General features: G+C 35.5%; 22 protein-coding genes, 1 pseudogene, 1 riboswitch and 1 other annotated feature. Of the genes and pseudogenes, 15 read left to right on the top strand and 8 right to left on the bottom strand.

The features are described from left to right. Positions 1 to 82 precede the first annotated feature (82 nt). The 3 genes from abc-f (at position 83) to metA (ending at position 5,583) form a co-directional block, all read left to right on the top strand. The gene (gene abc-f, locus FG382_RS01055; RefSeq protein ID WP_142537022.1) at positions 83 to 1,954 is read left to right on the top strand and encodes a ribosomal protection-like ABC-F family protein; all 1,872 of its coding nucleotides are present in this window, start codon (positions 83 to 85) and stop codon (positions 1,952 to 1,954) included. Positions 1,955 to 2,214: 260 nt separating this feature from the next. Continuing rightward, on the top strand, positions 2,215 to 4,221 hold the full coding sequence (locus FG382_RS01050) for a methyl-accepting chemotaxis protein (protein ID WP_142537021.1): 2,007 nt from the start codon (positions 2,215 to 2,217) through the stop codon (positions 4,219 to 4,221). A gap of 263 nt (positions 4,222 to 4,484) precedes the next feature. Further along, positions 4,485 to 4,593: riboswitch (SAM riboswitch) on the top strand. Between the two features lie 81 nt (positions 4,594 to 4,674). After that, positions 4,675 to 5,583 carry a homoserine O-acetyltransferase MetA gene (gene metA, locus FG382_RS01045; protein WP_142537020.1) on the top strand — a complete coding sequence of 303 codons (909 nt, stop codon included), beginning with the start codon at positions 4,675 to 4,677 and terminating at the stop codon, positions 5,581 to 5,583. Positions 5,584 to 5,613: 30 nt separating this feature from the next. Here the strand turns inward: metA and FG382_RS01040 are convergent, their stop codons facing one another. Continuing rightward, positions 5,614 to 6,546 (bottom strand): aldo/keto reductase, encoded by a 933-nt coding sequence (locus tag FG382_RS01040; protein ID WP_142537391.1) that lies wholly within the window; start codon positions 6,544 to 6,546, stop codon positions 5,614 to 5,616. A 250-nt stretch (positions 6,547 to 6,796) separates the two neighbouring features. Here FG382_RS01040 and FG382_RS01035 point away from each other — a divergent pair, with 250 nt between their 5' ends. The 3 genes from FG382_RS01035 (at position 6,797) to FG382_RS01025 (ending at position 8,827) form a co-directional block, all read left to right on the top strand. Beyond that, positions 6,797 to 7,387, top strand: a complete 591-nt coding sequence (locus FG382_RS01035) for a histidine phosphatase family protein (protein ID WP_142537019.1) — start codon at positions 6,797 to 6,799, stop codon at positions 7,385 to 7,387. A 64-nt stretch (positions 7,388 to 7,451) separates the two neighbouring features. Next, positions 7,452 to 8,063, top strand: a complete 612-nt coding sequence (locus FG382_RS01030; RefSeq protein ID WP_142537018.1) for a DUF4652 domain-containing protein — start codon at positions 7,452 to 7,454, stop codon at positions 8,061 to 8,063. A gap of 80 nt (positions 8,064 to 8,143) precedes the next feature. Further along, positions 8,144 to 8,827 (top strand): hypothetical protein, encoded by a 684-nt coding sequence (locus FG382_RS01025; protein WP_142537017.1) that lies wholly within the window; start codon positions 8,144 to 8,146, stop codon positions 8,825 to 8,827. A 20-nt stretch (positions 8,828 to 8,847) separates the two neighbouring features. Here FG382_RS01025 and FG382_RS01020 read toward each other — a convergent pair whose 3' ends face one another. Together FG382_RS01020 and FG382_RS01015 are read right to left on the bottom strand one after the other, a co-directional pair. Further along, positions 8,848 to 9,216, bottom strand: coding sequence for a PepSY domain-containing protein (locus FG382_RS01020; RefSeq protein ID WP_244950514.1), 369 nt, complete (start codon positions 9,214 to 9,216; stop codon positions 8,848 to 8,850). A gap of 81 nt (positions 9,217 to 9,297) precedes the next feature. Beyond that, positions 9,298 to 10,257 (bottom strand): PLP-dependent cysteine synthase family protein, encoded by a 960-nt coding sequence (locus FG382_RS01015; protein WP_188713306.1) that lies wholly within the window; start codon positions 10,255 to 10,257, stop codon positions 9,298 to 9,300. Between the two features lie 119 nt (positions 10,258 to 10,376). Here FG382_RS01015 and FG382_RS01010 point away from each other — a divergent pair, with 119 nt between their 5' ends. Beyond that, complete coding sequence (locus FG382_RS01010) at positions 10,377 to 10,931, top strand: helix-turn-helix domain-containing protein (RefSeq protein WP_142537016.1); 555 nt, start codon at positions 10,377 to 10,379, stop codon at positions 10,929 to 10,931. A gap of 122 nt (positions 10,932 to 11,053) precedes the next feature. Next, complete coding sequence (locus tag FG382_RS01005) at positions 11,054 to 11,713, top strand: HAD family hydrolase (RefSeq protein WP_170206436.1); 660 nt, start codon at positions 11,054 to 11,056, stop codon at positions 11,711 to 11,713. A gap of 265 nt (positions 11,714 to 11,978) precedes the next feature. Here FG382_RS01005 and FG382_RS01000 read toward each other — a convergent pair whose 3' ends face one another. The 3 genes from FG382_RS01000 to FG382_RS00990 are packed head-to-tail and all read right to left on the bottom strand — an operon-like array spanning position 11,979 to position 12,882. Next, the gene (locus FG382_RS01000) at positions 11,979 to 12,203 is read right to left on the bottom strand and encodes a hypothetical protein (RefSeq protein ID WP_142537014.1); all 225 of its coding nucleotides are present in this window, start codon (positions 12,201 to 12,203) and stop codon (positions 11,979 to 11,981) included. Then, positions 12,204 to 12,377: a YvrJ family protein gene (locus FG382_RS00995; RefSeq protein ID WP_142537013.1), complete on the bottom strand. Its 174-nt coding sequence runs from the start codon at positions 12,375 to 12,377 to the stop codon at positions 12,204 to 12,206. Next, a complete protein-coding gene (locus FG382_RS00990; RefSeq protein WP_142537012.1) occupies positions 12,370 to 12,882 on the bottom strand; it encodes a sigma-70 family RNA polymerase sigma factor in 513 nt (170 codons plus the stop codon). The genes FG382_RS00995 and FG382_RS00990 overlap by 8 nt, the downstream gene beginning before the upstream one ends. A gap of 504 nt (positions 12,883 to 13,386) precedes the next feature. Between FG382_RS00990 and FG382_RS00985 the strand changes: the two genes are divergently transcribed. The 5 genes and pseudogenes from FG382_RS00985 to FG382_RS00965 all read left to right on the top strand — a co-directional run bounded on the left by FG382_RS00985 (position 13,387) and on the right by FG382_RS00965 (position 20,394). Beyond that, positions 13,387 to 14,694: a helix-turn-helix domain-containing protein gene (locus FG382_RS00985; protein ID WP_229677349.1), complete on the top strand. Its 1,308-nt coding sequence runs from the start codon at positions 13,387 to 13,389 to the stop codon at positions 14,692 to 14,694. A 755-nt stretch (positions 14,695 to 15,449) separates the two neighbouring features. Further along, a complete protein-coding gene (locus FG382_RS00975) occupies positions 15,450 to 15,992 on the top strand; it encodes an NADPH-dependent FMN reductase (RefSeq protein ID WP_142537010.1) in 543 nt (180 codons plus the stop codon). A gap of 259 nt (positions 15,993 to 16,251) precedes the next feature. Beyond that, positions 16,252 to 16,437 (top strand): annotated as a pseudogene (locus FG382_RS23410) (ArsR/SmtB family transcription factor); the annotation flags it as partial. Positions 16,438 to 16,575: 138 nt separating this feature from the next. Further along, on the top strand, positions 16,576 to 16,992 hold the full coding sequence (locus FG382_RS23130) for an SRPBCC family protein (RefSeq protein ID WP_229677350.1): 417 nt from the start codon (positions 16,576 to 16,578) through the stop codon (positions 16,990 to 16,992). 231 nt (positions 16,993 to 17,223) lie between these two features. Further along, positions 17,224 to 20,394 (top strand): ATP-binding cassette domain-containing protein, encoded by a 3,171-nt coding sequence (locus FG382_RS00965; RefSeq protein ID WP_142537008.1) that lies wholly within the window; start codon positions 17,224 to 17,226, stop codon positions 20,392 to 20,394. A 27-nt stretch (positions 20,395 to 20,421) separates the two neighbouring features. Here FG382_RS00965 and FG382_RS00960 read toward each other — a convergent pair whose 3' ends face one another. Next, on the bottom strand, positions 20,422 to 21,087 hold the full coding sequence (locus FG382_RS00960) for a VC0807 family protein (RefSeq protein WP_142537007.1): 666 nt from the start codon (positions 21,085 to 21,087) through the stop codon (positions 20,422 to 20,424). Position 21,088: 1 nt separating this feature from the next. Then, positions 21,089 to 21,841, bottom strand: a complete 753-nt coding sequence (locus FG382_RS00955; RefSeq protein ID WP_170206421.1) for a MerR family transcriptional regulator — start codon at positions 21,839 to 21,841, stop codon at positions 21,089 to 21,091. A gap of 133 nt (positions 21,842 to 21,974) precedes the next feature. Here FG382_RS00955 and FG382_RS00950 point away from each other — a divergent pair, with 133 nt between their 5' ends. Together FG382_RS00950 and ileS are read left to right on the top strand one after the other, a co-directional pair. Further along, a complete protein-coding gene (locus tag FG382_RS00950; RefSeq protein ID WP_142537005.1) occupies positions 21,975 to 22,529 on the top strand; it encodes a GNAT family N-acetyltransferase in 555 nt (184 codons plus the stop codon). 61 nt (positions 22,530 to 22,590) lie between these two features. Further along, positions 22,591 to 22,835, top strand: a binding site (T-box leader). 265 nt (positions 22,836 to 23,100) lie between these two features. Beyond that, complete coding sequence (ileS, locus tag FG382_RS00945) at positions 23,101 to 26,181, top strand: isoleucine--tRNA ligase (protein WP_142537004.1); 3,081 nt, start codon at positions 23,101 to 23,103, stop codon at positions 26,179 to 26,181. Positions 26,182 to 26,191: the final 10 nt, after the last annotated feature.

Genomic DNA, 26,191 nt, shown 5'->3' with positions numbered 1-26,191 from the left:
GACTGCTTTTTAGCAGTCTTTTTTTCGTGGAGAAAAGATGCTTCCAGCTGGATTTAATCTAATGGAAAAGGAAGCGAATAAAATGATATGTACAATACAAGAAATAAGCAAAATGCTTGGAGGAAATATAATTTTTGAAAATCTGTCTCTTTCTATAAAGACTGGAGACAGACTTGGAATTGTTGGACGAAACGGAGCAGGAAAGACAACCTTATTCAAGTTGATTGCCCGAAAAGAAGCTGCGGACAAAGGCAGTATTCATTATAAAAAAGGAACACAGATTGGTTATTTGGCCCAAATTCCTACATTTTCTGATGAAATTACGGGTTATGATGTGCTAAATAGTGCGTTCCAGTATTTAAACGAGTTGCAAAAGAAGATGAAAGATCTTGAGGATAAGTTGTCTACTTCAAATCCAGAAGATATGGAAAAATTGCTACAAACTTACGGGGATGTGCAAGAAGAGTTTACGAACAGTGGTGGATATTTGATGGAATCAGAGCTTGATAAAGTGATTCAAGGGCTACAGTTATCCCATTTTGTTTCACAACCTTTTTCCAGTTTAAGCGGCGGAGAGCAAACAAAAATTATGCTAGGCAAGCTTTTGTTAACCAAACCGGATCTGTTGTTACTAGATGAACCTACCAATCATTTAGATTTATTTGCAGTAGAGTGGTTAGAGGAATATTTGGTCAATTATGCGGGTACTGTTGTCATTGTTTCGCATGATCGATATTTTTTGGATCAGGTTGTAACCAAAGTGGCTGATTTAGAAGAAGGAGAACTAACGCTCTATCATGGAAACTACTCTGCCTTTAGTATTGAAAAAGAAGAACGACTCACACGTGAGTTTCAAGCATATGAAGAACAGCAAAAAAAGATAAAGAAAATGAGAGAGGCTATTAAACGATTAAGACAATGGGCGAATGAAGCAGTTCCTCCAAATCCTGGTTTACATCGTCAAGCTCGAAATATGGAAAGAGCTTTAGAGCGGATGGAGAAGGTTAGAAAACCACTTATCGATCCCAAAAAGATGGATTTGACTTTTGAAGCTGCCCCTCGGAGCGGAAAAGAAGTAGTGGTAATGGAAGAGGTGTGCAAATCATTTGATGAAAAAGTATTACTTCATCTTGCTAACCTCCATGTGTACTGGAAAGACAGATTAGCAATTGTTGGACGTAACGGCACTGGAAAATCGACCATCTTAAACATACTACGCGGAGAAATAACAATAGATAAAGGGGTTGCGCGTCTTGGCAGTAACGTTCGAGTAGGCTATTTGTCGCAGCATTTCCATATAACAGATCCTAAAGCACGTCTCATTGATGTCTTTCGGAGTGAAGTAAATGTCTTTGAAGGAGATGCACGTCATATACTTGCGAAGTTTATGTTTTATGGGCCAGATGTATTTAAACGAATAGGTGATTTAAGTGGTGGAGAACGAATGCGTCTTCGCCTTGCACAGCTAATGCATCAAGATATCAATTTGTTAATGCTAGATGAACCGACGAATCATCTAGATATCGATTCCAGAGAAGTTTTAGAAGACGCTTTAGAAGATTTCCAAGGGACGATACTAGCTGTTTCACATGATCGATACTTTTTAAATAAGCTATTTCCTAGAACCGCATGGTTAGACCAAGGCCAATTATCAACCTTTGAAGGTCCATATGAATGGGCACGTGCTAAATGGGAAGAATTACAACGCAAGCAACCCAATATAGACCAAGTGGAATTAAAGGAAGCATCCAAGCCCAAGCAAACAACGATAAAAAAAGAATATCCAATTGAAGAGACAATTGCTGCATTAGAAGTGGAGATCAAATCAATTACAATGCAAATTGAGACGGAAAGTGACTGGGACCAGTATGAGCAATTGCTGGCCACTAGAATGGAACGGACTCAGCTTCTAGAGGAATTAATGGAGCAATGGATGAAAGAAATAGAAGATTAAGTCAGTCAATAGAATTCGCAACATTCTGCGGGGAAGAGCTTCTATCCCCGCATTTTATAGTTGAAAAGAAGTAGAAGAAGGTATTCACAAAAAATTAGAGAATCTCTGTTAATTACTTGTGGTATTAATCAAATAAATCTAACAATACAATACTGTTCTACAAAATTATTATCCTTTAGTAGGTATAAAGTCTATTGCCGGTTGGATAGTTAGATAGTATGTTTGATTTTACTACACTAATAGAAGAGAGAAGATGTTATATGAAAAAGTCAATAAAATGGAAAATAATTGGCACTGTAGCAGCGCTTATAGCTGTTGGCCTAATAATTTTAAATCTGATGAGTACATATACTGTCAATAAAAAGACAGAAGAGAGCTTAATAGAACAAAGTCAGGTGTTAGTTTCTGAAATGTCATTATCTATTTCTAATTACTTAAGTGCATATGAAAAAGGACTTATGCAACTATCCTCCACACGAGAGGCTATCGATTACGGGGATAAAACATCCACTCCTGATCAAGCTATAGCTTCCCAATTAAAGACAGAAATAGATGTTAAATTTAAAGAGTTTTCATCTTTGTTTGATGCAACTTCGTCTGTATATTACGCATTGCCTAATAAGCAATTAGAAATTTTTCCTGAAGTAGATCTTGGTTCGGATTTTGATCCTACTTCAAGGGATTGGTACAAATCAGCATTTACGGAAACTAACCGTGTCCATTGGTCAAAACCATATGTCGATTCCGCAACTGGTGAGTATGCAATAACTGGTTCAAAAGCTGTTCTTGCAAATGGTAAAGTCATTGGAGTAGTTGGGATGGATATTTTGTTAGCTCAGCTCACAGATACGGTGTCATCGAACGAATTAAGCTTTAATGGTTACCCTGTAATTGTTGAAAATGATGGTACAGCAATTGTACATCCAACGATGTTTGGAGAAGACCTCACGAACTATGCATATGTAACTGAAATGCTTACAAGTGGCAACGAAAATGGAATTGTCCATGACAAAGCAGAAGGGGTATCTTATATCACTGTTTACTCAACGATTCCTGGCCTTGATTGGAAGCTAGGTGTCGTATATGATGAAAAAAATATACAAAAAACAGCTTCAGACATCCGTAATATTATTATTGTTATTTCCTTTATTCTGTTGTTTGTATTATGTATTGTACTTTTCATAACGATTTCTCGTATCGTTAAACCAATCGATGAACTAAAAAAATTAATGGATTCAGTTGCTGCTGGAGATTTAACCGCCCACGCAACAGTCAATTCGAAAGATGAAATAGGTCAATTAGCCAATAACTTCAATAAAATGACTGAAAGTATGCATAATATTATCGAAGTGGTAAAACATTCTGCGACAAATGTGCAAGCTAACTCAGAGAGTTTAAGTGCGGTAGCCGAAGAAACAAACGCATCTGCAGAACAAGTTGCGATAGCGGTAACTGAAATTGCAGAGGGTGCCTCAAAATCTGCTGAAGATGCAGAAGAAGTAACAAATAGCTCTGCACACTTAAGCGAACAAATAAACTTAATCAATGCAAAATCAATTGCTATGACAGACATTGCAACGAAAGCAAACGAGATGAACACTAACGGTCAAAGTCAAATGTGTGAATTGAAATCATCCTTTCATAATTGGGAATCCAATTTAAAATCTATGTCCGACGTTGTTGGCACTTTAGAAAGCAAAGTAAAAGCAATCGGAGGCGTTATGGAAACGATTATGGAAATTTCTGCGCAAACAAATTTACTTGCATTAAATGCAAGTATCGAAGCAGCCAGAGCAGGCGAACATGGAAAAGGCTTTGCGGTTGTTGCAGAGGAAGTAAGAAAATTGGCGGAGCAATCTGCAAGAGCTACTGATGAAGTGAAAAAGACAATAACTGAACTACAGCAAGAATCTCTTTTAGTTAGCAAGCAGATGAACGAAACAAGAGAAACGTTCCGCGTACAGGGCACGGTTGTAAAAGATACACAAGTTACTTTTGAAGAAATCTCAGCTTTAATGGCGAATATGCAGACTTCCATTGATGAAGTATCAGAGGAAATTGAACAGGTTTCCAAGTATAAGGAACAAGTAGTGGAAACGATTCAAATGATGGCAGCAACTTCTCAGCAAACGGCAGCTGCTTGTGAAGAAGTAAGTGCATCGTCTGATGAACAACTTCGCGCGATTCAATCTGTAGCAGAATCTTCAGAAACGCTTACAGAATTAAGTGAGAAATTAACAGAAGCGGTAAATCGCTTTAAAGTCTAAAAAAAAATTAGCAAACCCTTTTGAATAGAGGATGTACTATTGGAAAGGGTTTGAAATACAACTTTAAGTGTGTAAGGATACCTAATGTTGTACAAAAAACAGGAAAACCCTATCACAACTGAATTGAAAAAAAACACATGAATAAAGACCTTACTAGTAGAATATCTATTTAGAAAGAACTTTTTATTATTAATTTCAAATGTTGCATAAATATTTAGCTCATGGTAGTATTTACTAGATTACATAAACCACCAAATTAAATATTCTTATCAAGAGAAGCAGAGGGATATGGCCCTGTGAAGCTTCAGCAACCTCTGACATTGTCAGAAAGGTGCTAACTCCTACAAGATTTTTGATCTTGAGAGATAAGAACTGAGAGCTATTAATATACCCTCTTTTCTTATCCATAAGAAAAGAGGTTTTTTATGTTGCATAGAAAGGATGAGGAAGAAAATGCCGATTAATGTACCAAAACAGTTGCCAGCAACAGAATTATTAAAAAAAGAGAAAATATTTGTAATGGATGAGGAGCGTGCTGTAGCCCAGGATATTCGTCCATTAAATATTATTATATTAAATTTAATGCCCGAGAAAGAAAGAACAGAATTGCAGCTTTTAAGATTATTAGGGAACACGCCTTTACAGGTGAATATAGAGTTTATGCATATGGCAACACATGAATCGAAAAATGTTAGCAAAACCCATTTAAATACGTTTTATACAACGTTTGAAGATATCAAACATCGCAAATACGATGGGATGATTATAACAGGTGCACCCATTGAGCATTTAGCATTTGAAGACGTCAATTACTGGGAAGAGATGGTCCAAATAATGGATTGGACAAAAACGAATGTGACATCTGTATTAAATATTTGCTGGGGGGCCCAAGCCGCTTTATACCATCACTATGGAATCGAAAAATACGAATTATCCAAGAAATGTTTTGGAGTGTTTGCCCATCGTTTATCCGATTTAACAGTTGACTTAGTACGGGGATTCAATGATGTTTTTAACGCACCAGTATCTCGTTTTACATCTGTTTCATATGATGACATAAAAAAACATCCGGAACTAAATTTGCTGTCTATCTCTGACGAATCTGGTGTATTTCTTGTTATTTCGAATGATGCCAAACAAATTATGGTTACCGGTCATTTAGAATATGATGCGACCACTTTGGCGGATGAATATAACCGCGATCTATCTAAAGGTATTGATATGGATATTCCTGCTAATTATTTCCCTAATGACGACCCGGCAAACGAGCCATTAAATACATGGCGTTCTCATACACATTTACTATTTTCGAACTGGTTGAATTATTACGTATACCAAGCAACACCTTTTGAATGGGAATAAAAAACACAGAGCGTTTGCTCTGTGTTTTGTTTATTTAAAAACACGATCAATTTCCGCAACCTCAGTAGGTGTTAGCTGCACTTCTAATGTTTGGATATTAGCTAAAACTTGCTCCGGTTTTTTCGCTCCAGGTATGATTACATCTATACCACTTTGTGCTAGATACCAAGCGAGCACCACATTTGAAACCTCGACATCTTTATCTTTAGCTATTTGGCGCAATTGTTCTACTTTTTCTAAGTTACGAACAAATGCTTCGCCTTGAAATTGTGGGTTTTTAGAACGACCATCTTCAAATGTGCTATTTTTATCAAACTTCCCTGTTAGTAAACCAGAAGCTAGTGGAAAATAAGGGATAAAAGAAATAGTATGCTCTCTTGTATACGGCAGAAATTCATTTTCTGCATCACGTTTTAAAAGATTGTAACCCGATTGCAGGACATCGATATACCCGTCTTGGTTACCTTCTTTTAATTGCTCCAAAGTAAAGTTCGATACACCAATGGCACGTATTTTTCCTTCTTCTTTTAAACGGTGAAGCGCCCCAATAGCTTCTGCTTTTGGCGTGTTTTCATCTGGGTAATGTATATAAAATAAATCAATATAATCTGTTTGCAGGCTACGCAAGCTATTTTCGACTGTTTCTCTCAAGAACTTAGGAGAGTTATCTATTAAGACTTGTTCATTTTCCAGTTTATGCCCGCCTTTTGAAGCTATGACAATGTCGTGACGGTTCTTGCTTTCTTTTAATACTTCTCCAATTAACTCTTCTGATCTCCCTTTACCATAGATGAAAGCTGTATCCAAAAATTCGATTCCATTATTAATTGCAACGCGAACGATTTCTTTTCCAGTTTCATCGTTTAAATTAGGAAAAAGATTATGCCCTCCCACTGCATTTGTACCAAGCCCTACTGGATTTACGAATAGACCCGTCTTACCAATCTCTACTTTAGCTACCATAATCGTCATGACAACTCCTTGTTAGAATATTCTCTATTATCTTACCAGTAATACGAACTAAAGTGATAGGAATTGACATTATATAATTCCCAAAAGTGAAGGAATTGGTCTGGGATAAATAGAAGGATAATATATCATTAATGACGAATATTCATAAGGATAACAAGAAATTAGCATAGAAGAAAAAGGTATATATCGAGAAGTAAAAGAATAACTATGAAAGAGAATAAAAAATAGGAGCCAATAGATTATGAAAATAAACTTATATTTCGTTCGCCATGCACATTCCACTTACTCTTCTGATGAGCTCAATAGGCCGTTGTCAGAGCGTGGAATGGAAGATGCTAAGCTAGCTACAAATCTCTTGAAAGAGTTGCCTATTGATCATGTCATTTCCAGTCCTTATAAAAGAGCCATTCAAACCGTAGAAGGAATCGCTGAATATATTGGAAAAGAAATAGAATTGAACGATGGTTTCCGTGAACGTTTGCTTTCCGAACATCCCGTAGCAGACTTTGATAAAGCCATTTCTCAAGTGTGGAAAGATTTTGATTTTGCATTAGAAGGGGGAGAGTCTAATTATGTTGCTCAAAAGCGTGGAGTAGAGGCAACTTTCCAAGTTTTAGATAGGTTTGAGGGTCAAAATATTGTTATCGGAACACACGGTAACATACAAGTATTAATAATGAACTATTTTGATCAGCAATATGACGTTCGTTTTTGGGAGCAGCTTGCAATGCCAGACATATATAAACTTACTTTTAACAAAGAATGTCTTGAGCAAGTTAGTAGAATGAACACAGATGAACGGAGTCTATCAATCACTGGCTATACAATATAAACTTAAACTGTATAAACTTTGAAAAAGGCGCAAACGAAGTCAAACAAGTCGGGGGTACTTATTGATGAACGGGCTAAAGCAAAAAATAAGAAATATAACGATTATTGCTTTTATTGGTTTTCTTTCTTTTAGTATTTTTTTTACGCCTACTGTTTTAGGTAAAGGTATAGAAAATATCCCAACACAATTTGACGCAAAGGTAGAAAAAAATTATGAAGCCAGCTTCCATTCGGGATGGAAAAAATCTTCAGATGGCTTACAACAAGCCACTATTGATGGTAAAGGAGAATTTGCATCTGAGGAAGGCGAAGCAGTCCTAGTCATAGAAAACTTAAAAATAAAGGAAAAGACTATTTATCAGTTAAAGGATAATGATTTAAGTCAATATACACCTAAATATATTGAATGGATTGATAAAAATCGTTTGTTTGTTATTATAGGTTACGCATACGGGACGCTAACGACCGGTGGGAAACTATTTGAACTAAATATAAAAGATAACAAGCTTACTTCAATTATTGAAAATTTAAAGGAAAACGAAGAAATAATATCTGTGAAAGTAAATAAAAATGGTACTTTCAATTATAAGAAACATGTCTATGACAGTGATAACTATGAGGAAAGCGAAAGTCATATCGAGGAAAAAAGACTTCCTCTTCCTAAATTGAAAAAATGAAAAGAGCTTGGTTCTAGCAGAACTGGAACCAAGCTCTTTAAAAATTGTATAGATAGTAGAAAGAAAGAGGGAAAGATAACATGAAATTGGCATGCTTGCACGCGCATCATTCGAATATTGATTATATAGAAAGTGCTTTAGCACATTTTAATATAGAATTAATGCATTTTGTGGATCCTGGGCTTATGAATAGAGTGACAAACGATCATAACTTTTCCCAATTGAAGGCCAGGAAGAAAGTAAAAGAACAAATTGAATGGATAGCAAGTTGTAACGTCGATGCTATCCTTATTACTTGTACAAATTATATTGCGTTATTAAACGAAGAGGATCTTTCTTGCTCCATTCCTATTATCAAAATAGACGAACCTTATTTCGAAGCAATTTGTCAAATAGAAAAACGTCAAGTAATCCTTTTTACTAATCCGGCTACAGTAGAGGGTACGATGCAACGACTGAAAGATTATGCGGAGACAAAGCAAAAAAGCTTAAATATAGAGGTTATGGTGATTGAAGGAATCTTTGAATTATTGATGCAGGGGCTAAATGAAGTGTACAACCAAATGATCTCTAGCTACATACGTAAAATTATTGATGATGGAAAAAAAGAAATCTCCGTTGCCCAATTATCTATGGTGAACGCCTCCAAGCAGCTTGAAGGCGAGATTTTGAAAACAATTATTAATCCCTTGGATACATTGAGCTCTACTATTGTTAATCTATTACATAATGAAAAAAATAATCCATTAGGAGAAAATAACTAATGGATTATTTTTTATAAAAATCATTTATTAAAAAACGCGCTACTTTCCTGGTCAATATCTACTATTACCCCTGTTTTTGCATTGACGTCCACTTGATATACTCTGCCTTCAGCGGTCGAAATAAATACCTCATACACTAATAGCCCGTTTTCCATATCTAGATCCACATGGATAACTTGCCCTGGAACTTGTCGTCTTGCAACTTGCATTGCTTGTTCAATAGTAATTCTTTGCATCTGCATAGGGTTAACCAATGAAAATAATCCTCCTCTTCTAACATGTATCATTCTAGCGTATGTAAGAGATGGAACAACGGTTACCTTTGTAATGAAAATATTCGCATACACAATTGGCAAGTTATTTATAGCTGGATAATGATAATTTAACAATTGAAACAAGAGCCTTCCTTTATAGAGACTTTATTAGAATCTCCATTATCCTGTACAACTAGAAGAGCTATATTACTTTTTTTACTCATAGAGATCTGTACTTAAATATTTGAGACCGGAGTCATTTATCGTTAAAACAATATTAGCTCCCTTTTCTCGACCTTTCAATAACTCCAATGCTGCAGCAACATTCGCTCCTGAAGAGAAGCCAGCAAATATTCCTTCTTTTTTTGCTAGTTCCCTTGCAACTTTAGTAGCTTCGTCATTCGTAATATGAATGTAATCTGTCACTAAGTTTTTATCTAATAGTGGAAGTTCCATTGAATATCCTCCGCCTTGTATTTTGTGATTCGGATTGGTTGGTTTTTTATTGGAATAATAGGGAGCGGTGTCTGGTTCCACTAAATAGCAACGAATAGTAGGATTGTGTTTTTTTAATGCTTTTGCGCATCCTGTAAAAGTTCCACCAGAACCAGCAAAATCAAGGAAAACGTCTATTTCTCCGTTTGATTGCTTCCACATTTCTTCACCGGTGAAATATTCGTGAGCGTGGATATTGCCAACATGATTAAACTGATCCGCCCGAAAAGCATTTCTCTCTTTCGTAATTTGTTGTGCTACTTCTTCCACCTTTGCCAAATCTTCGCCAGACACTTGACCTACTGATGATCCAGGTGCTTGGTCAACTAGAACTACTTCTGCCCCGAGCGCGCTCATCATTCGTGCTCGTTCTAAAGAATTTCCTTTAGACATTACAGCTACAAATTTATAACCCTTCACTCCGCATACAATCGCAAGTCCCGTTCCAGTATTGCCACTAGTTAGTTCTACAACCGTTTGACCAGGTTCAAGTATCCCCGCTTTTTCTGCCTCTTCGATTATTTGTAATCCTATCCGATCTTTTTTGCTGAATCCTGGATTCAAATATTCTAGCTTTGCAAAAATATTCCCTTCTAAACCTTCTGTAATTCTTGATAAGTGAACCATTGGAGTGTTACCGATCACTTGATGAACACCTGAGAACATTAAATTGTTTATCATGGATAATTTTCCTCTTTTCTTGTAAAATAATCATTATAAAGCACATTTGTACTTCATAACGACCATATTAAACTATAACGTCCATTTGTGCAATATAACGTATATTCGGAGGGCTAAAAATGGATCATATCAATCAAAATATTGGAAAAAATCTTAATCGGGTTAGAAAAGAAAGAAATATAAGTTTAGATAAAACTTCGGAATTAACTGGAGTAAGTAAAACGATGTTAGGACAAATTGAAAGAGGGGAATCCAATCCAACGGTCACTACACTTTGGAAAATAGCAAATGGATTACGATTATCATTCTCCTCACTCATAAGTGAAGAGAATGCAACTGTTTCTATCATAAAAAAAAATGAACTAAAACCAGTTAAAGAAAGTAATGGTCAATATCAAGTGTATCCACTAGTTCCTTTTAATGCAGATAAACAATTTGAGGTCTTTGCAATTTCACTTGCATCAGCATGTGAACATAAATCAGAAGCACATAACCTGGGTGTGAAAGAGTATATATTTGTGAATGAAGGAACATTAGAGATTGAAATTGACGGGGAGAATTACGTAGTGAATAGGGAGGATGCCATTACCTTCCAAGCAGATAGAACTCATTTTTATCGGAATAATGGAGATAGTGTAGTGAAATGTACTGTGATCATCCATTATCCTAGTTAAACGAAATTAGTATAATCTTTTACGTGATGAATTGGCAACCTGGCTAATTATCTAAATATAGTATAATAAATTAAGAATATTTGGTAAAATTTAAGCGAGTAGAAACTATTTTCGGAGGTAGGATAATGAAAGCAATCATTTTTGATTTTGACGGCACTCTAGCTAATACTTTACCTATTTGCTATTACTCCTTTCAAAGCGTATTTAAGGAATTTGATAATAGAGATCTCTCGCCAGAAGAAATACGAGCGATGTTTGGCCCCTCAGAAACTGGCATTATCAAAGAGAACTTAATTCATCTCCATAAAGAGCAAGCCATTGAACTGTATTATGAAAAGTATTTAGAAAAGCATGCACATCTAGTGAAGTTTAATAGTGAGATGGATGATTTATTGAGATTTTTGAAAGAAAACGGATTTAAGCTTGGTATTGTCACTGGCAAAGCAAGAAGAAGCTTAGAAATTTCCTTAAAAGCGCTTCAAATGGACAATTTGTTTGATGTTATCATTACAGGTGATGACGTGATAGATCCAAAACCACATCCTGAAGGAATTTTAAAGGCATTAACTCTCCTAGAACTACAAAAAGAGGATGCGATATTTGTTGGAGATAGCGAGGCAGATATAGCAGCTGGAATCTCCGCGGGTGTTTTGACAATCGGAGTACACTGGTTAGAAGATTATCAAACCGCTGAATTTATTACGCAACCCAATCAAATAATGAAAGAGATCAAACACTTTAAACAAATGATTAATGAATTTACTATTCAAAATGGTTTTTGAAATATATAACAGATAGGGCTTATGCCGTAGAATTACTGAAACAAGCTTACCAGCTTAACACTGGACGTTGAGAAAAAAAGATAGAATCGTTCATCGGATTCTACAGATTTAGAATTTCAGTAATAAATGTTAAAAACTGCACCTACATATGTTAGTTAATACTAACAACTGTGGTGCAGTTCATATACGAATGGGGGTAGCACTAAGGACAAATTTTCGTGTGAGTAACCTAGTCAGATTAATAAATATTAAATCTAAAATTTTTTCAGCACCTCGTTAGCATTCCGGAATAGTCTTGCATCTGTTCTTCTCCTATGAAGTCAAAAAAACCTGGGACTTCAAGATTGATATTATTTTTTATAATTTTAATCATACGTTCTTTTAAATCTTGTTCTAAGTCTTCTCTGTAATCATTGCTTGTTTGAAATAAAACACTTTGCATTTTGGGCTCTAGCTGTTTTAAAATTGCGAGAATGTCCGTTTCGTCCATTTATTCACCTCCTTTTCTTTTATCCATACTACTATTAACTACATTCTCAATGCTGTGGATGGCATTTTCAAGCGATTCTATTTTATTTTCAAAACGGTGTAACAAATAAATAGATACTACAATTGGAAAGCCAAAGTTGCCGATTAAAGGTACAATGTTCCCTGCATCAATCATGAGTAATCCCCTTTCTAATTTTTTTTAAAACATTTTTCCTAGTCTTAGAGACAGCTTGTTGAGTAATCCCTAAATATTGAGCAATCTCCTTATCTGTCATTTGCCTTACATAAACAAGTGACAGTATTTCTTTTTGTCTAGCTGTTAGTGTTTTAAAACAAGTAAATAATTTTTCGTTAGATATATGATCCTCAATGTCTTTCGAACAATCAATTGAATCAGAATATGATTTCTCGAAAAAAATTGGTGTTTCTAAATCATTTGTAACGATTAATTGGTATCTATGCTTATAAGTTCGTATCTTATGATCAAAATGCTTACTCTCATAATGCAAAACTTTAATAAGATAGGATAGAATTCTGTAATTTTGATAATACTTTTTAAATTTCAAGTCAATTTTTTGTTTTGCTTCTTCTGAGTTAGTAGATTGGAACTCTTCAAATAACGTTTTGTTATAAGGACATTTTAGAAATTCTTGTATTATTTTCTTTTTTTCGGAACCCATTTTGTCACTCCTTCACAAATAAGAATCTTCGTTCTGATTTGGCGTGTGAAAAATAATGTGTTGTATCCCGGGGAAGATATGTCTTGTCCTATAAAGGGGATTACATTTTGTTTTTAACAACCTTTATCTGAAAATTTTAATAATTGCATCAGGACTTTATGCTCTATGTGGTATAATGAAGATGAAGTAATATTTAGTAAAAAGTAATTGTTCTTTCCTAAATATTACTAAAAAATACCCGTTTTTAGAACAAAAATAAGTTGGGAAATATCATTTATTACTTATATTTATTTTTATTGAAATTCGTCTAGTTTCGTAAAAGAAGGAAATTTTAATAATATATAATATTTTTTGGATGGCAGACATATCTATATATTAAACTTGTTGATCACCGCACGGAACCCTTTTCTATGCTTATTGTCGTAATAGGTCGAGCGATTGTTAAAGGTTTCTTACTTTTCATAAAGAACTAATATATGTACTAAGTGCAAAGGGGTGGGAAAAATGAGTAGTATAGGTTATACCATCAAGCAAGAGAGATTAAACCAACAAATCAAACAGTCTGTATTGGCAAAAGGGATCTGTTCTACTTCCTATCTCAGTAAAATCGAGAATAATTCAACTGTTCCAAGCGAGGAAGTGATCACTTCTCTGTTGAAAAGGTTAAACCTGGAGATAGAAAAATTACCGAGCGAAGAGGAAAAGAAGTTCATAGAAGCTTTTTATGAGGAATATAAAAGAGCAGTCATGCAAAGGGATAAGAAATGGATTAGAGAAACACTGGAGAAGTACACGATTGGAAATAGTTACTTTTTGCAGCTAAAAAATTTCTATACTTACAACCTGTATATGTTTCGATTAATGTTAATATTGAACGAAAAGACAGAGGTTTTACAATCCATATTTGATGTGATAATAAAATCAGAAAATGATTTTGATGAGAAACAAAGATTTTTAGGAAATTTAAATATAGGTCTGTATTTTTACTTGAATGGCGACTATTATAAAGCGTTAAACAGATTAGAGAGCTCTGTGAAGTTTGTAAATAATGTATCCAATGAAGAATGGGAAATAGCAGATTTTCACAATGTACTCAGCTTGATTTATTTTAGATGCAATCAATTTTTTAACACCATTAATCACGCTTCAAAATCGTTAGGCTACTATAAAGACAATCTTCTATTCGAAAGAGCTATTGATAGCTATATCGTTATGGGAGTTGCTCATAAAAAAATGAGAAGATACGAGGAAGCAGAAAAAAATTATAATCTAGCCAAAAAGCTGGTGATAGACTATAAAGTTGTACATTATGAAGGGATGATCTATCAAAATATAGGCTCATTATATGCAGTCCAAGCAAATCAAGAGAAGGCAATTGAGTATTATAAGCTAAGTTTGAAAAGTAAAGAAGAAAATGATAATGCGGAAGGATATTTAATATCTATTCTTTCCATCATCAAGGAATATTCTAAGCAAAATAACCATGTGGAGGTCCTTAGTTGGTGCAAGAAAGGCTTTGAAGTCATCGAGAACTTGGAGAATAAATTCAGTATTGAAAATCGATCTTATTCTTGTCATTTAGACATTTATAGAGCATGTTACTCTTCAACAGATGACTTGGAAGTAGTATTAAAGAGAGGGATTGACTATTTTAAATTAATTCATGACGACCGGCATGTTCAAAAGTATTCCATTCTACTAGCGAATTACTACTTTAAAGAAAGTAAGTTTAAGGCAGCAAATTTATATTATCAACAAGCTATTCAAATGCTATACAAACAAAATTTTATAACGAATTGGGAGGATTTATAAAGTGAAAAAGAAAAACGTATTTATATGGTTATCTTTCGCCTTGATCTTGTCCTTGAGTTTTACAACATCCGCTATTAATCTTGCAGAAGACGAAGTTCCTAGACCTACATCTATCGATCACACTTCCTTTTTATAAAGAGAAACTTCAATCAGTGGGGGTTTTTCGACGCACAGGTCGTGTTAGTGCGGACGTCGCGACATGGACGTCGCGTTTTTAGTCCGTTCATCCCCCACTAATTGTTAGTTGAGGCCTACACGATGTAGGTCACGCAGACGTTGCAAACACTCTTTTATTTTGCGACGAGCTTTACGCAGGAGCAACACGATGTTGCGTACTTAGTCTGCGATACATTTCATCGGGCTTTTACGGGCAGTTGATCTCCCACTTATCTTTTTGCTTTTCATCAATCTTGAAGTGGGAGTCCTACTGCCCGTTAATGCGGGATAAAGTTTAATTTAATATAGGATGCCAATACTCGTCAGCTCTGAAAAGGCTGATGAGTATCTTTTTTTGTATGAAAAAATGCATGTGTTTCACTTCGAAGGGGATAACTAAATGGGAAATGAAATATGTCTATCCAAACTGATGACCATAGACAAAAGTTGCGTGAGAGACAACTTCGTTCAGTATTGAGCAAATAATTTTTGAAATGAAGGGACATAGTATAAAATGAAAATGTTGTTTATATTTTGTTGAAGTAGAGCAACTATTTTATATCAAATTTTTGTCTAATAGACATCAGGAGGAAATAATCGTGAAAGTAGTAGCAATCGTTGGTAGTATTCGAAAAGAATCATTCAATTTAAAGTTAGCACAGCATGTACAAAAGCGTTATGCAGATCAATTTGAGCTTGAAATATTAAGCTTACGTGATCTACCAATGTATGATCAAGATATCGAATTAGAGGCACCACAAGCTGTCCTTGATTTTAAAGCTAAAGTAAAAGAGGCAGATGCAGTCCTTTGGGTAACACCTGAATATAATTCATCTATTCCAGGTGTGCTCGGGAATGCTATTGACTGGTTGAGCCGTGTGGACAAAGTGATGAACGGCAAACCATCCATTATTATGGGTGCTTCTATGGGCGTTTTAGGAACAGTAAAAGCACAAATGCACTTACGCGATATTTTATTCGCAAGTGGCTTAAATTCTCCACTATTACCAATGAACGAAGTATACGTTGGCGCTGCACATGAGAAGTTTGACGCGGAAGGTAATTTGACAGACGAAGCGACAATCAAATTCTTAGATGTAGTAATAGGAAACTTCCAAGAATGGATGAAACAATACGTATAATAACCTTGCTCCCTTTTACAATAATTATTGTTAAGGGAGTTTTTTTATTGATTAAGAAAAGCAATAGAGATATAACATAGCGAGTTGAATGATGTTTCCGCCTGATTAAAGGATAAGGCAATGGAATAATGATGTAACTTGACATGTCACTATTTGGTGTCCTATACTGATTTTAAGACAACAAAAGGTGTCCTATTCGGTTATCAAGTGCTTAATCTATAACTTTACAGGTAATAATTATAAAAAGGTGGGAGGGATAATGGACGAAAAAAGTCAATCACGGGACGTTTATGAAGCTGTCGCTGATCCAACAAGACGAAAAATACTTCAAATGTTAGCAAATGTTGAAGAATTACCTCTATATGAAATAACGACTCATTTTGAAATGGGTCGTACTGCAGTTTCTAAGCATTTAGCTATTCTTAAAGACGCGAATCTAGTTATTGCTCGGAAGGTCGGAAGAGAAACAAGGTATCGACTTAATGCAGCTCCCTTAAGGGAAATTCAGGATTGGGTATCTTTTTATGAAGGCTTTTGGAAAGAAAGAATGGTTAAACTAAATCTATTATTGGAGGAACAAAACATGAAACCAGATGTATCATTAGATTTTCAATTTACAAGTTCAATTGAACAAGTGTGGAACGCCTTAACAGATTCGGATACACTTGCAAAGTGGATATGGAAAAATGACTTCAAACCTGTTGTTGGACATAAATTTCAATTCCGAGCTGAGCCAAATGAATGGTGGGATGGAATAGTAAATAGTGAAGTATTAGTAGTAGATGAGCCAAATTTGCTTTCGTATACATGGGAAAGTGCTGGTGAAAGTACTACTGTTACATGGACTTTAACAAAAAATTCGGATGGTACTACTCATCTACATTTCGATCAAGCTGGCTTCAGTGAAGAAACAAAAGCTCGTCATGGAGCAATCGAGGGAGCTAAATATAGTTGGATGCAAATGGGCGAAAAGCTCGAAAAAGTGTTAACAGAACAGTAACAATATTATATCATCCTTAATAATACCAACATTTAGATTATCTTAATCGTTATATATATAAACCATTCTTCCAAATAAGGGTTCCATTCTGCAGTAAAAATTGTGCCCTTATTAATGTATATAAGAGCGCATTTCTGAAATTGGAAAAGCGCTCTTCTTATTTCTCAGCTTTTCAATTGAAATTTTACTATTGTGGCAACACTAAACTTATCAAATAGAGGGGAGAGCACTATGAAAGTAAAACAACTCATTGCGAACAATATATATAGATTGGATGCAGAATTACCAACAGATAAATCGTTAGGAATTGCAGGTTTGTCCGGCTCTGGTAAAACAACATTTTGTCAAACCGTAGGGGAAGAATCTAAAAAGCGTCTCGTTTCCCTATTACCAAAAGCAGAATATCAATATTTATTTCCTAATATTATGGAAACTAACTTCAGCGCTATCAAGATGGAGGAAATGCCATTAGTACTATTTCTCGGAAGATCCTCTATTTCTTCCAATCCACGTTCAACCATTGGTACTCATACTGGTGCTTTTACAGAAATTCGGGAATGTCTTGCCAATAAATTCAATCTTTCTCCAGAAGTGTTCTCGTTCAATAATGAATTAGGCTGGTGTCCAAAATGTAAAGGACGCGGTTATACCAAAAACGTCGAATGCCCGACATGTGAAGGCACACGCTATAACGAAGAAGTCCTCCAATATACGATGGAGTTATTCGATGAGTTACATAATATTTCCGATATCAACAACCTAAGTATTGAATCCATTCTTTCACAAGCAGAAGTTTTAAACTTAAGCGAAGGAAAGCAAAATATTCTTCGAAACATAATTAATATGAATATCGGATATTTAACGTTAAATCGAATTATGGGGACATTGTCAGGTGGAGAATTAACACGTCTTTACTTGGCTGAATTTATGGCCACAAGTGAAAATACGGTTATTATAATTGATGAAATATCCGTGGGTCTCGACCACCAAACATTACTAAAAATTTTAGAAGAGATCACACAACTAGGCTATAAGAATCAGATTTGGCTCATTGACCATTCTGACACAGTGCTTGATTTAACAGATGAGCAATTATTCTTTGGTCCCGGTAGCGGTAAATATGGTGGCAAAATTGTAGAAGAATCACCACGTCCAAAACCAGTCCATATCAAAAGAAATACAGAAGAACCGACAGATTACTATCAATTTCATGATTTATACTGTCGTAATATTCAAATAGAGGAGATTCAAATACCGAAAAATAGACTGGTAACCTTTACAGGCGAGTCAGGATGCGGTAAATCCACCCTGGTGAATGAGTGCATAGCCAAAGACTTTCTGAATCGATATCCAAAAGATAAGCTAGTAATGGTAGGCCAAGATCGAAACCAATCGATTACAAGTCGGTCAACCGTGGCCACTTTTCTAGATATAAAAAAGAAACTCACCAAATACCAGGAGGATATGGATGATATTTTCGAGCGTTCAATTGAAGATATTATTGATGAATTGCCAAGTGAAGATATCGCCTATAAACGATTAAGCTTACTCATCAAATTAGGCCTTGGTTATTTGACTTTAAATAGAAAAACACAAACCTTATCGACTGGTGAATTTCAATGTGTACATTTAGTATCGGAGCTGTTTGCTAACTCGAGAAATCCTCATACACTTTTTATATTTGACGAGCCATCAAAAGGATTATCTCAAAATATTTTAAACCAATTCATTGATAGTGTCAGGGAAATTTTACAAGATGAATCGGTCTCTATCTTGATGATTGAGCATAATGATTATATGATGGAGAACGCTGATTTTATCGTTGATTTTGGTAAAAGACAGCTTGCACCTGTGAAGCATCTAGAAGTTGTTAGTCATGATGATTATTATGGACATCATAATCGAGCGGAGGCCACTACTCCATCACCTATTTCTTCCAAACTAAAGCAACAAACGGGTATTCATTACTTGGAAGAGCAGCCTATCGATTATTTTAAAAATGCAGAAAATATCTATAAGGGTGGTATTTTAAAAAGTTTATCCTCCATGGCTCGTTTGATTTATAGTGAATACCAATCCAATAAAATAGCGCCTGTCATTGCTATTGACCTTGAAAGACATTTATATAGCCAATATAGTTTTCTTTATGAAATTGGCGGTCTGGTCAATCATATCGTAGCATTGCATCCGACGAATAAAGATACGAAAAGCTTTGATTTCTTTACTACGGACAATCATTGCCCATCTTGCTCGGGACGTCTTGTGATTGAAATATTTGATAAAGAGCTTGTGATACAGGACAAAAATGTTCCCTTCTGGGATGGATTATTATATCCGGAAGTCATGGAAGTATTAAAATATTATCAATACTCTAAGTTAGAATTTGTATTTGAAGAATTAAAAAATGAGCTCGGTCATGATCTGACAAAAAGCTACAATGAAATGTCGGAGGATGAAAAGCATACGTTTTGGTATGGGTATTTTGAAAAGTCTTTTTATGACAAGAAAGGCAAGGCGCGTAGAACGTGGGTAGGCTTTAATACGATCCTTGGCATGTATATGGTCATTTCAAAATCCATGATTAAAGAGCAAATGAAAGATTCTAAAGAAAAAATCACCTGTCCGATTTGTCATGGCACCGTGTTAAACCATCATAAAAAACTCCCATTTGGTGACACGGATATCCGAGAGATTATTCAGCAACCACTTGATGAAGTGATAAAAACAGTAGGGAACTTACCTGAACTAGAAAAAGTGAAATCCATAGTTGGCGGAGATATGGTATTAACGGAAGACGTCTCTCTACTTCCTAGGGAAACACAAGTCGCCTTGAAAATACTGGAGCTAGAGCTAGCAAGTTTTACAGGCTATGAAATGGTTTTACAAAATGTCTTGCCATTCTGGGACTCAATCAAAGACAATATCGAATCCATCAGTAAACATAACCAAGTGACCATCTGCGATTTTCCTACCATCAATGAAACAAGAGAAACAATCATAGATCAGTATTTCACCAATGGAAAATACAAGAAACTGACCTATGTGTATGAAGCGTTTGGATATAAAAAATTAGTTACCCAAATTAATAAAATTAAAAAAAGCCAGCCCTGTCCATTTTGTAAAGGGAAGAAAGCCATCACAGAAGAAAACCTCCATGATGGCGTATTTAAATTAACGATACCCTGCGTAAGCTGTAATGCAAGCGGCATCAATGAGGAAGGACTTCAGGAAGTGGTCGAAGGCATCCCTGTCGAAACATGGCTCACTGGAAAAGTAAGTGACGTCGTTGCTGCTGACTTCTATACAAAAGCAGTCGCAGATATTCCGATCTTCTATCGTATTCGTGAATTAAATAAACGAGATATGATGTCCGTTTATCAATGCTTAGAGCAAACTAGTTAAATTTTCGTTTGGGTGCCAGGTTCTCATTTAATTCTGAATTGTTTTTGAACCTGGTACCTTTTTTATCCAGTCCCTGTCCCTTTCCTTCATTACTTGCATTGTTTTATTCCCAGCAAATAAAAACGCGATAAATATTAGAACTGAAAATACTAAACCTAATGCTTTTCTAATGATTATTAAATGCATAAACGCATCTGCACCATGATTAATAATTAGCCAGAGCATAATGGTGTTCATGACTAGCCCACGAATAACAAAAATGGCAGTAACCAACTGAAATAATTTCACATTCTCCTTTATGAAATATAGTTTTTTACTTTTATCTCGCGGATATCCTTGCAGATGCATGAATTCTACTGCAAGATATATGGCTAGCGGTTTTTTAATCAACATGGAAATAATATAAATTAAAGTAAATCCATAGCTCAGAAAGACAGAATTCCATAGCATCTGAATAGCAGATCCAGCAAGTAAATCAAGCAGGGAGCTAAACAAAAGAGAAGAAATAATGAAAACCCCAACTATATTAAATTGGCGGTCCTTCATAAAACGATAAATAGTGTAGACGATTGCTGGAATTGTAGATAATAACATCGCATAATAATCACCGATAAAACTTCTCCCATGTGTCCAAATGACATATGGTAGCCCTAAATATACAATTAACTCTACTAAGATATAATTTATTTTCATCCTATTGTCCTTTGGCATTAACCGTAAAGTAATGTACAATTGCCTTTTCTATAAAGTCTACAATAGCCGGATCAAATTGATAAAAACCAAGACCATCTTTCACTTCTTTTTGCTTATTCCAAACTTTTTCAGCTAGTTGAAAATCCCCTTTAAAGTCTTTTTCGAGTAATTCAATATATCTGCTTGCCAAATCTTGTGCTTTTGAACTTGTAATATCGATATTGAGATTCTGTCTAATATCATTTATTAAGGAAATATAGACCTGTATGGTTTCGTCATTGTCTCCAATCTTAGGTAAATCCTTAAACAATTGAACTTCCTCTTTTGAAAAATAGTTCTTCCAAATACGCTCATACACTTCCGTATTGGTAGAAGAGGGGTTCATAGGAATTCGATCGAAAACATCCTTCCAATTTGCAAGTTCCTCAAACTCACTTAGTTGAAGTAAATACCGAATAGAGCGAGATTGTTCCTCGATACGTTCTTTCTCTATTTCTAATACTTTTAATTGCATAGTAAGTGCATCTTTATGGCTTAAATGCTGATGTTCTAACATTTCTCTTATTGTTATTAGACTAAATCCTATTTCCTTCAATATCTTTATATACTGCAATTTGATGACGTCCTGTTCCTCGTAATACCGATGTCCACCTTCACTTAATTGAGAAGGAGTTAACAGTCCTATTTCATCGTAATAGCGAAGGGTCCTTACAGTGGAGTTGCTCAATTTTGCTAAATTTCCGATTGAATACAAAATTATCCCTCATTTCTTGTTCCTATCCTCATTATAAAACCTAACGTAACGTTAGAATCAAGTACTTAATTGAGTAGTATGATATTTTAGAAGTAAATAAATATTATGTTTTTTTAAAATGGGAGGGTAATACTTGGAAAAAACAAATTTATTCATAGAAACCGAAAGACTAATAATAAGGTCTTTCCAAAAAGAAGATTACTCAAACTGGTATGAGGGGTTTAACAATCGTTTACCTTCCCAATACAAATACGATGATGGATATACTGATATGTCAAATTTTACAAAAGATTGGTTTAACCAGTGGATTGAAGGATTTCACCAGGCAGCTGCCAAAGATGAAATGTATATTTTAGGAGTATTTAGAAAAGAAGATGGGGCTAATGTGGGAAAAGTAGAGCTCATCACTATTCTTAGAATGGATTATCAGTGGGCAATGTTGGGGTATTCGATCCATAATCAGTTTTGGAAAAAAGGATATGCTGTAGAAAGTGTAAAAGCAGCATCTAAAGTTTTCTTCACTGAACTAAATTTTCATCGAATTGAATTGCATATTAACATAGACAATGAACCTTCGAAAAAATTAGTCGAAAAAGCGGGATATACCCTTGAATGTAAACGAGAACAATTTTCCTTCGAAAATAATCAATGGACGGATTTTCTAATTTACTATCAAAACAAAAAATAAATCATATACTAAGTTGACAAACAATTTAGACTTGTGTTAAATTCTTCAATAATAAAACCATACAAATTCGTTGATGAGAAAAAGTAGTAGATGAAACTGTTCCAAAGAGAGCCGGTGTATGCTGAAATCCGGTGTTCCGTTCATGTATGAAAATCCTCTCTGAGAAGTCGAGCTGAAGTGTAGTAAGTGAGACCGGGTGTCTACCGTTAAAAAGAACGCGTATGATCGTACGTGGCTAAGTGCTATTGCAGAACGAAAATCTTGCATTAGAATTAGGGTGGTATCGCGGTTAAACCCGTCCCTTTTTACAGGGGCGGGTTTTTTGTATGTTTTATTTAATAAAGTGAAACTTCAAACAGTGGGGGTTTTTCGACGCATAGGATGTGCTAGTGGGGACGTCGCGACATGGACGTCGCGCTTTTAGTCCCCGTCATCCCCCACTGATTGTTAGTTGAACCAATCGGGCTTTTACGGGCAGTTGATCTCCCACTTATCTTTTCGCTTTTTTTAAAATCTTGAATTGGGAGTCTTACTGCCCGTTAATGCGGGACAAAATTAGGAGTGATACCAAATGGTGAAGGAAAATGAAAAAGAAACTGCTTTAAGGCGAGAAGAACGTGTACGACGACATTGGCAGCAAAATGAAACTTTTCAAAAATCGGTGGAAAATAGAGAGGGGAGCCCTTCTTTTGTATTTTATGAAGGCCCGCCAACTGCCAATGGCTTGCCGCACGTCGGTCATGCATTAGGACGTACAATCAAAGATGTCGTTGCAAGATATAAAACCATGACTGGACATCAAGTAGTGCGCAAAGCTGGTTGGGATACACATGGTTTACCGGTCGAGCTCGGAGTCGAAAAGCAATTAGGGATTTCCGGTAAAGGCGATATCGAAAAGTATGGAGTAGAGGCATTCATTCAAAAATGTAAAGAAAGTGTTTTTGTTTATGAAAAACAATGGAGAGAGTTTACAGAAAGTCTTGGTTATTGGGTGGATATGGATGATCCCTATTTGACGTTAAGCAATGCTTATATAGAAAGTGAATGGAATATACTCGGTACTATTCACGAAAAAGGATTGCTTCATAAAGGTCATAGAGTTTCGCCTTACTGTCCTAGCTGTCAAACTTCCCTCAGCTCGCATGAAGTGTCACAAGGTTATAAAATGGTAAAAGATTTATCGGCAACAGCTAAATTTAAAATAGAGGGTCGGGATAATGAATATTTTCTTGGATGGACGACAACACCTTGGACTTTACCAGCAAATGTAGCACTAGCAGTTCATCCTTCGTTGAAATATGTTCGAGCTAAACAAGGGCAAGACATCTTCATAGTAGCAGAAGCATTGGCTAGTTCGGTATTAAAGGAAGAACATGAAATACTTTCTGTACATCTCGGCGAAGAATTGAAAGATATTCCATATACACCATTATTTGATTTTGTAAAAGTAGAAACCGGACATAAAGTAGTGACTGCTGACTATGTGTCTGCAGAGAGTGGAACAGGGATTGTTCATATTGCGCCTGCTTATGGGGAAGATGACTATAAAGTAGTAAAAGAAAATGGATTATCTTTTGTCAACGTAGTGGATGAAAAAGGAAAGTATGCGCCGGAAGTGATCGGTTTTGGAGGTCGGTTTGTAAAGGATTGCGATGTAGATATTGTTCGTTACCTAGCTGCGAAAGGTTTACTTTTCAGCAAAGAAAAGTACGAACATAGCTACCCTCATTGCTGGCGTTGCGATTCCCCCCTTTTGTATTATGCAAATGAAAGCTGGTTTATCCAAACAACTGCCTTGAAAGAACAGTTCATCCAAAACAATGAACAAGTCACCTGGTACCCAGATCATATAAAGCACGGAAGATTCGGCAATTTTTTAGAGCAAATGGTTGATTGGAATATTAGCAGAAAACGTTATTGGGGAACTCCGCTTAATGTTTGGGAATGTGAAGCGTGTAATCATGAATATGCGCCAAAAAGTATAGAAGATTTAAAGCTGTTTTCGCTTGACCCTTTAGATGATATCGAACTGCATAAACCTTATGTCGATCAAGTGAAGCTTTGGTGTTCCAATTGTGGTGGGACAATGATTAGAACGCCTGAAGTCATCGATGTCTGGTTTGATAGTGGTTCTATGCCATTTGCTCAATACCATTTTCCATTTGAAAATAAAGAGCTATTTGAAAAACAATTTCCGGCAGATGTAGTAATAGAAGGAATTGATCAAACACGTGGATGGTTTTATAGCTTGCTTGCCGTATCCACTCTATTTACAGGAAAAGCGCCCTATAAACGAGTACTATCGACGGGACATATATTGGATGAAAATGGGCAAAAAATGTCTAAGAGTAAAGGAAATGCATTGGATCCTGTGGAGTTAATACAAAAGTATGGAGCAGATGCATTACGCTGGTCTTTATTAGTAGACAGTGCACCTTGGAATACGAAACGTTTTTCAGAACGGATCGTGCAAGAAGCGAAATCTAAACTAATCGATACTTTCGATAATGTGTTTAGTTTTTATTCCTTGTATACGAATTTAGATAATTACAGCCCTAAAGCGGAAGTTAAAATGAAGAAAAATAAGTTGGACGACTGGATATTATCACGTTTGCATAGCACGATTAAAGCGGTGAGAACTAGTTTAGATGATTATCAATTTACAAGCGCTGCAAGAGAAATTGCAAATTTGTTAGAGCAAGTAAGTAATTGGTATGTAAGACGATCAAGAGAAAGATTTTGGTCTAGTGGTATGAACCCAGAAAAGGCAGCTGCATATAAAACGCTAAACGAAGTATTAACCAAAACTAGCCAGTTGTTAGCGCCACTAACTCCTTTTGTGGCGGAAGATGTGTATAGGAATTTGACGGGTGAAAGTGTTCATTTATCCAATTTCCCTAAAGCAGATGGACAATTAATAAATGAAAAGCTAGAAAAAGAAATGGCTGCTGTCTTACAAGTAGTTGAGTTAGGAAGAAGTGTAAGAAATAGTACTTCCTTAAAGGTAAAACAACCATTAGGTGGCCTCTCTCTTATGAGTTCAAATAATGATATTAATTGGAATTTATACGAAGATATTATAAAAGATGAGTTAAATGTTAAGCAATTTGAGTTGATAGACAATGAAGGGAAGTTTGTTTCTACCAAAGTAAAACTCGATTTCAAAAAAGCCGGAGCAAAGTTTGGCAAACAGTCAAATTCCATTAATGCATGGCTTCAATCATTAAGTGAAACGCAAGTACAACGATTTACGAAAGTCGGTTTCATTGAATTCGAAAGAATTAATATAGCATTAGAAGATGTACAGATTGAAAAAATCGTGAGGGATGGATATGCTTCCGCATCAAATGGAGTGTACACCGTTACTTTAAATATTTCTTTAACCGAAGAACTTTTACAAGAAGGAATGGCTCGCGAACTAATCCGAGCAATACAAGCGTATAGGAAACAATTGAACCTTCCTATTGATTTACGTGTTGATATAACAGTAAAAGCAGATAAAGAACTTCAGACTGTATTTGAGAAATATAAGCAAATGTTGCAACAAAATTTGTTGATGCGTCATTTACTGATAAAAGAGGACATAAGTGAGGGAACAGAAATAAAAGTAGCAGGACATACGATTTTATTGCAATTATCGTCAGTACATTAAGGTAATTTTC

This window comes from Psychrobacillus lasiicapitis (assembly GCF_006861795.1).
Taxonomy (GTDB): domain Bacteria; phylum Bacillota; class Bacilli; order Bacillales_A; family Planococcaceae; genus Psychrobacillus; species Psychrobacillus lasiicapitis.
Note: the sequence above shows the minus strand (reverse complement) of the source record. Positions and strands in the feature narration are given on the sequence as shown.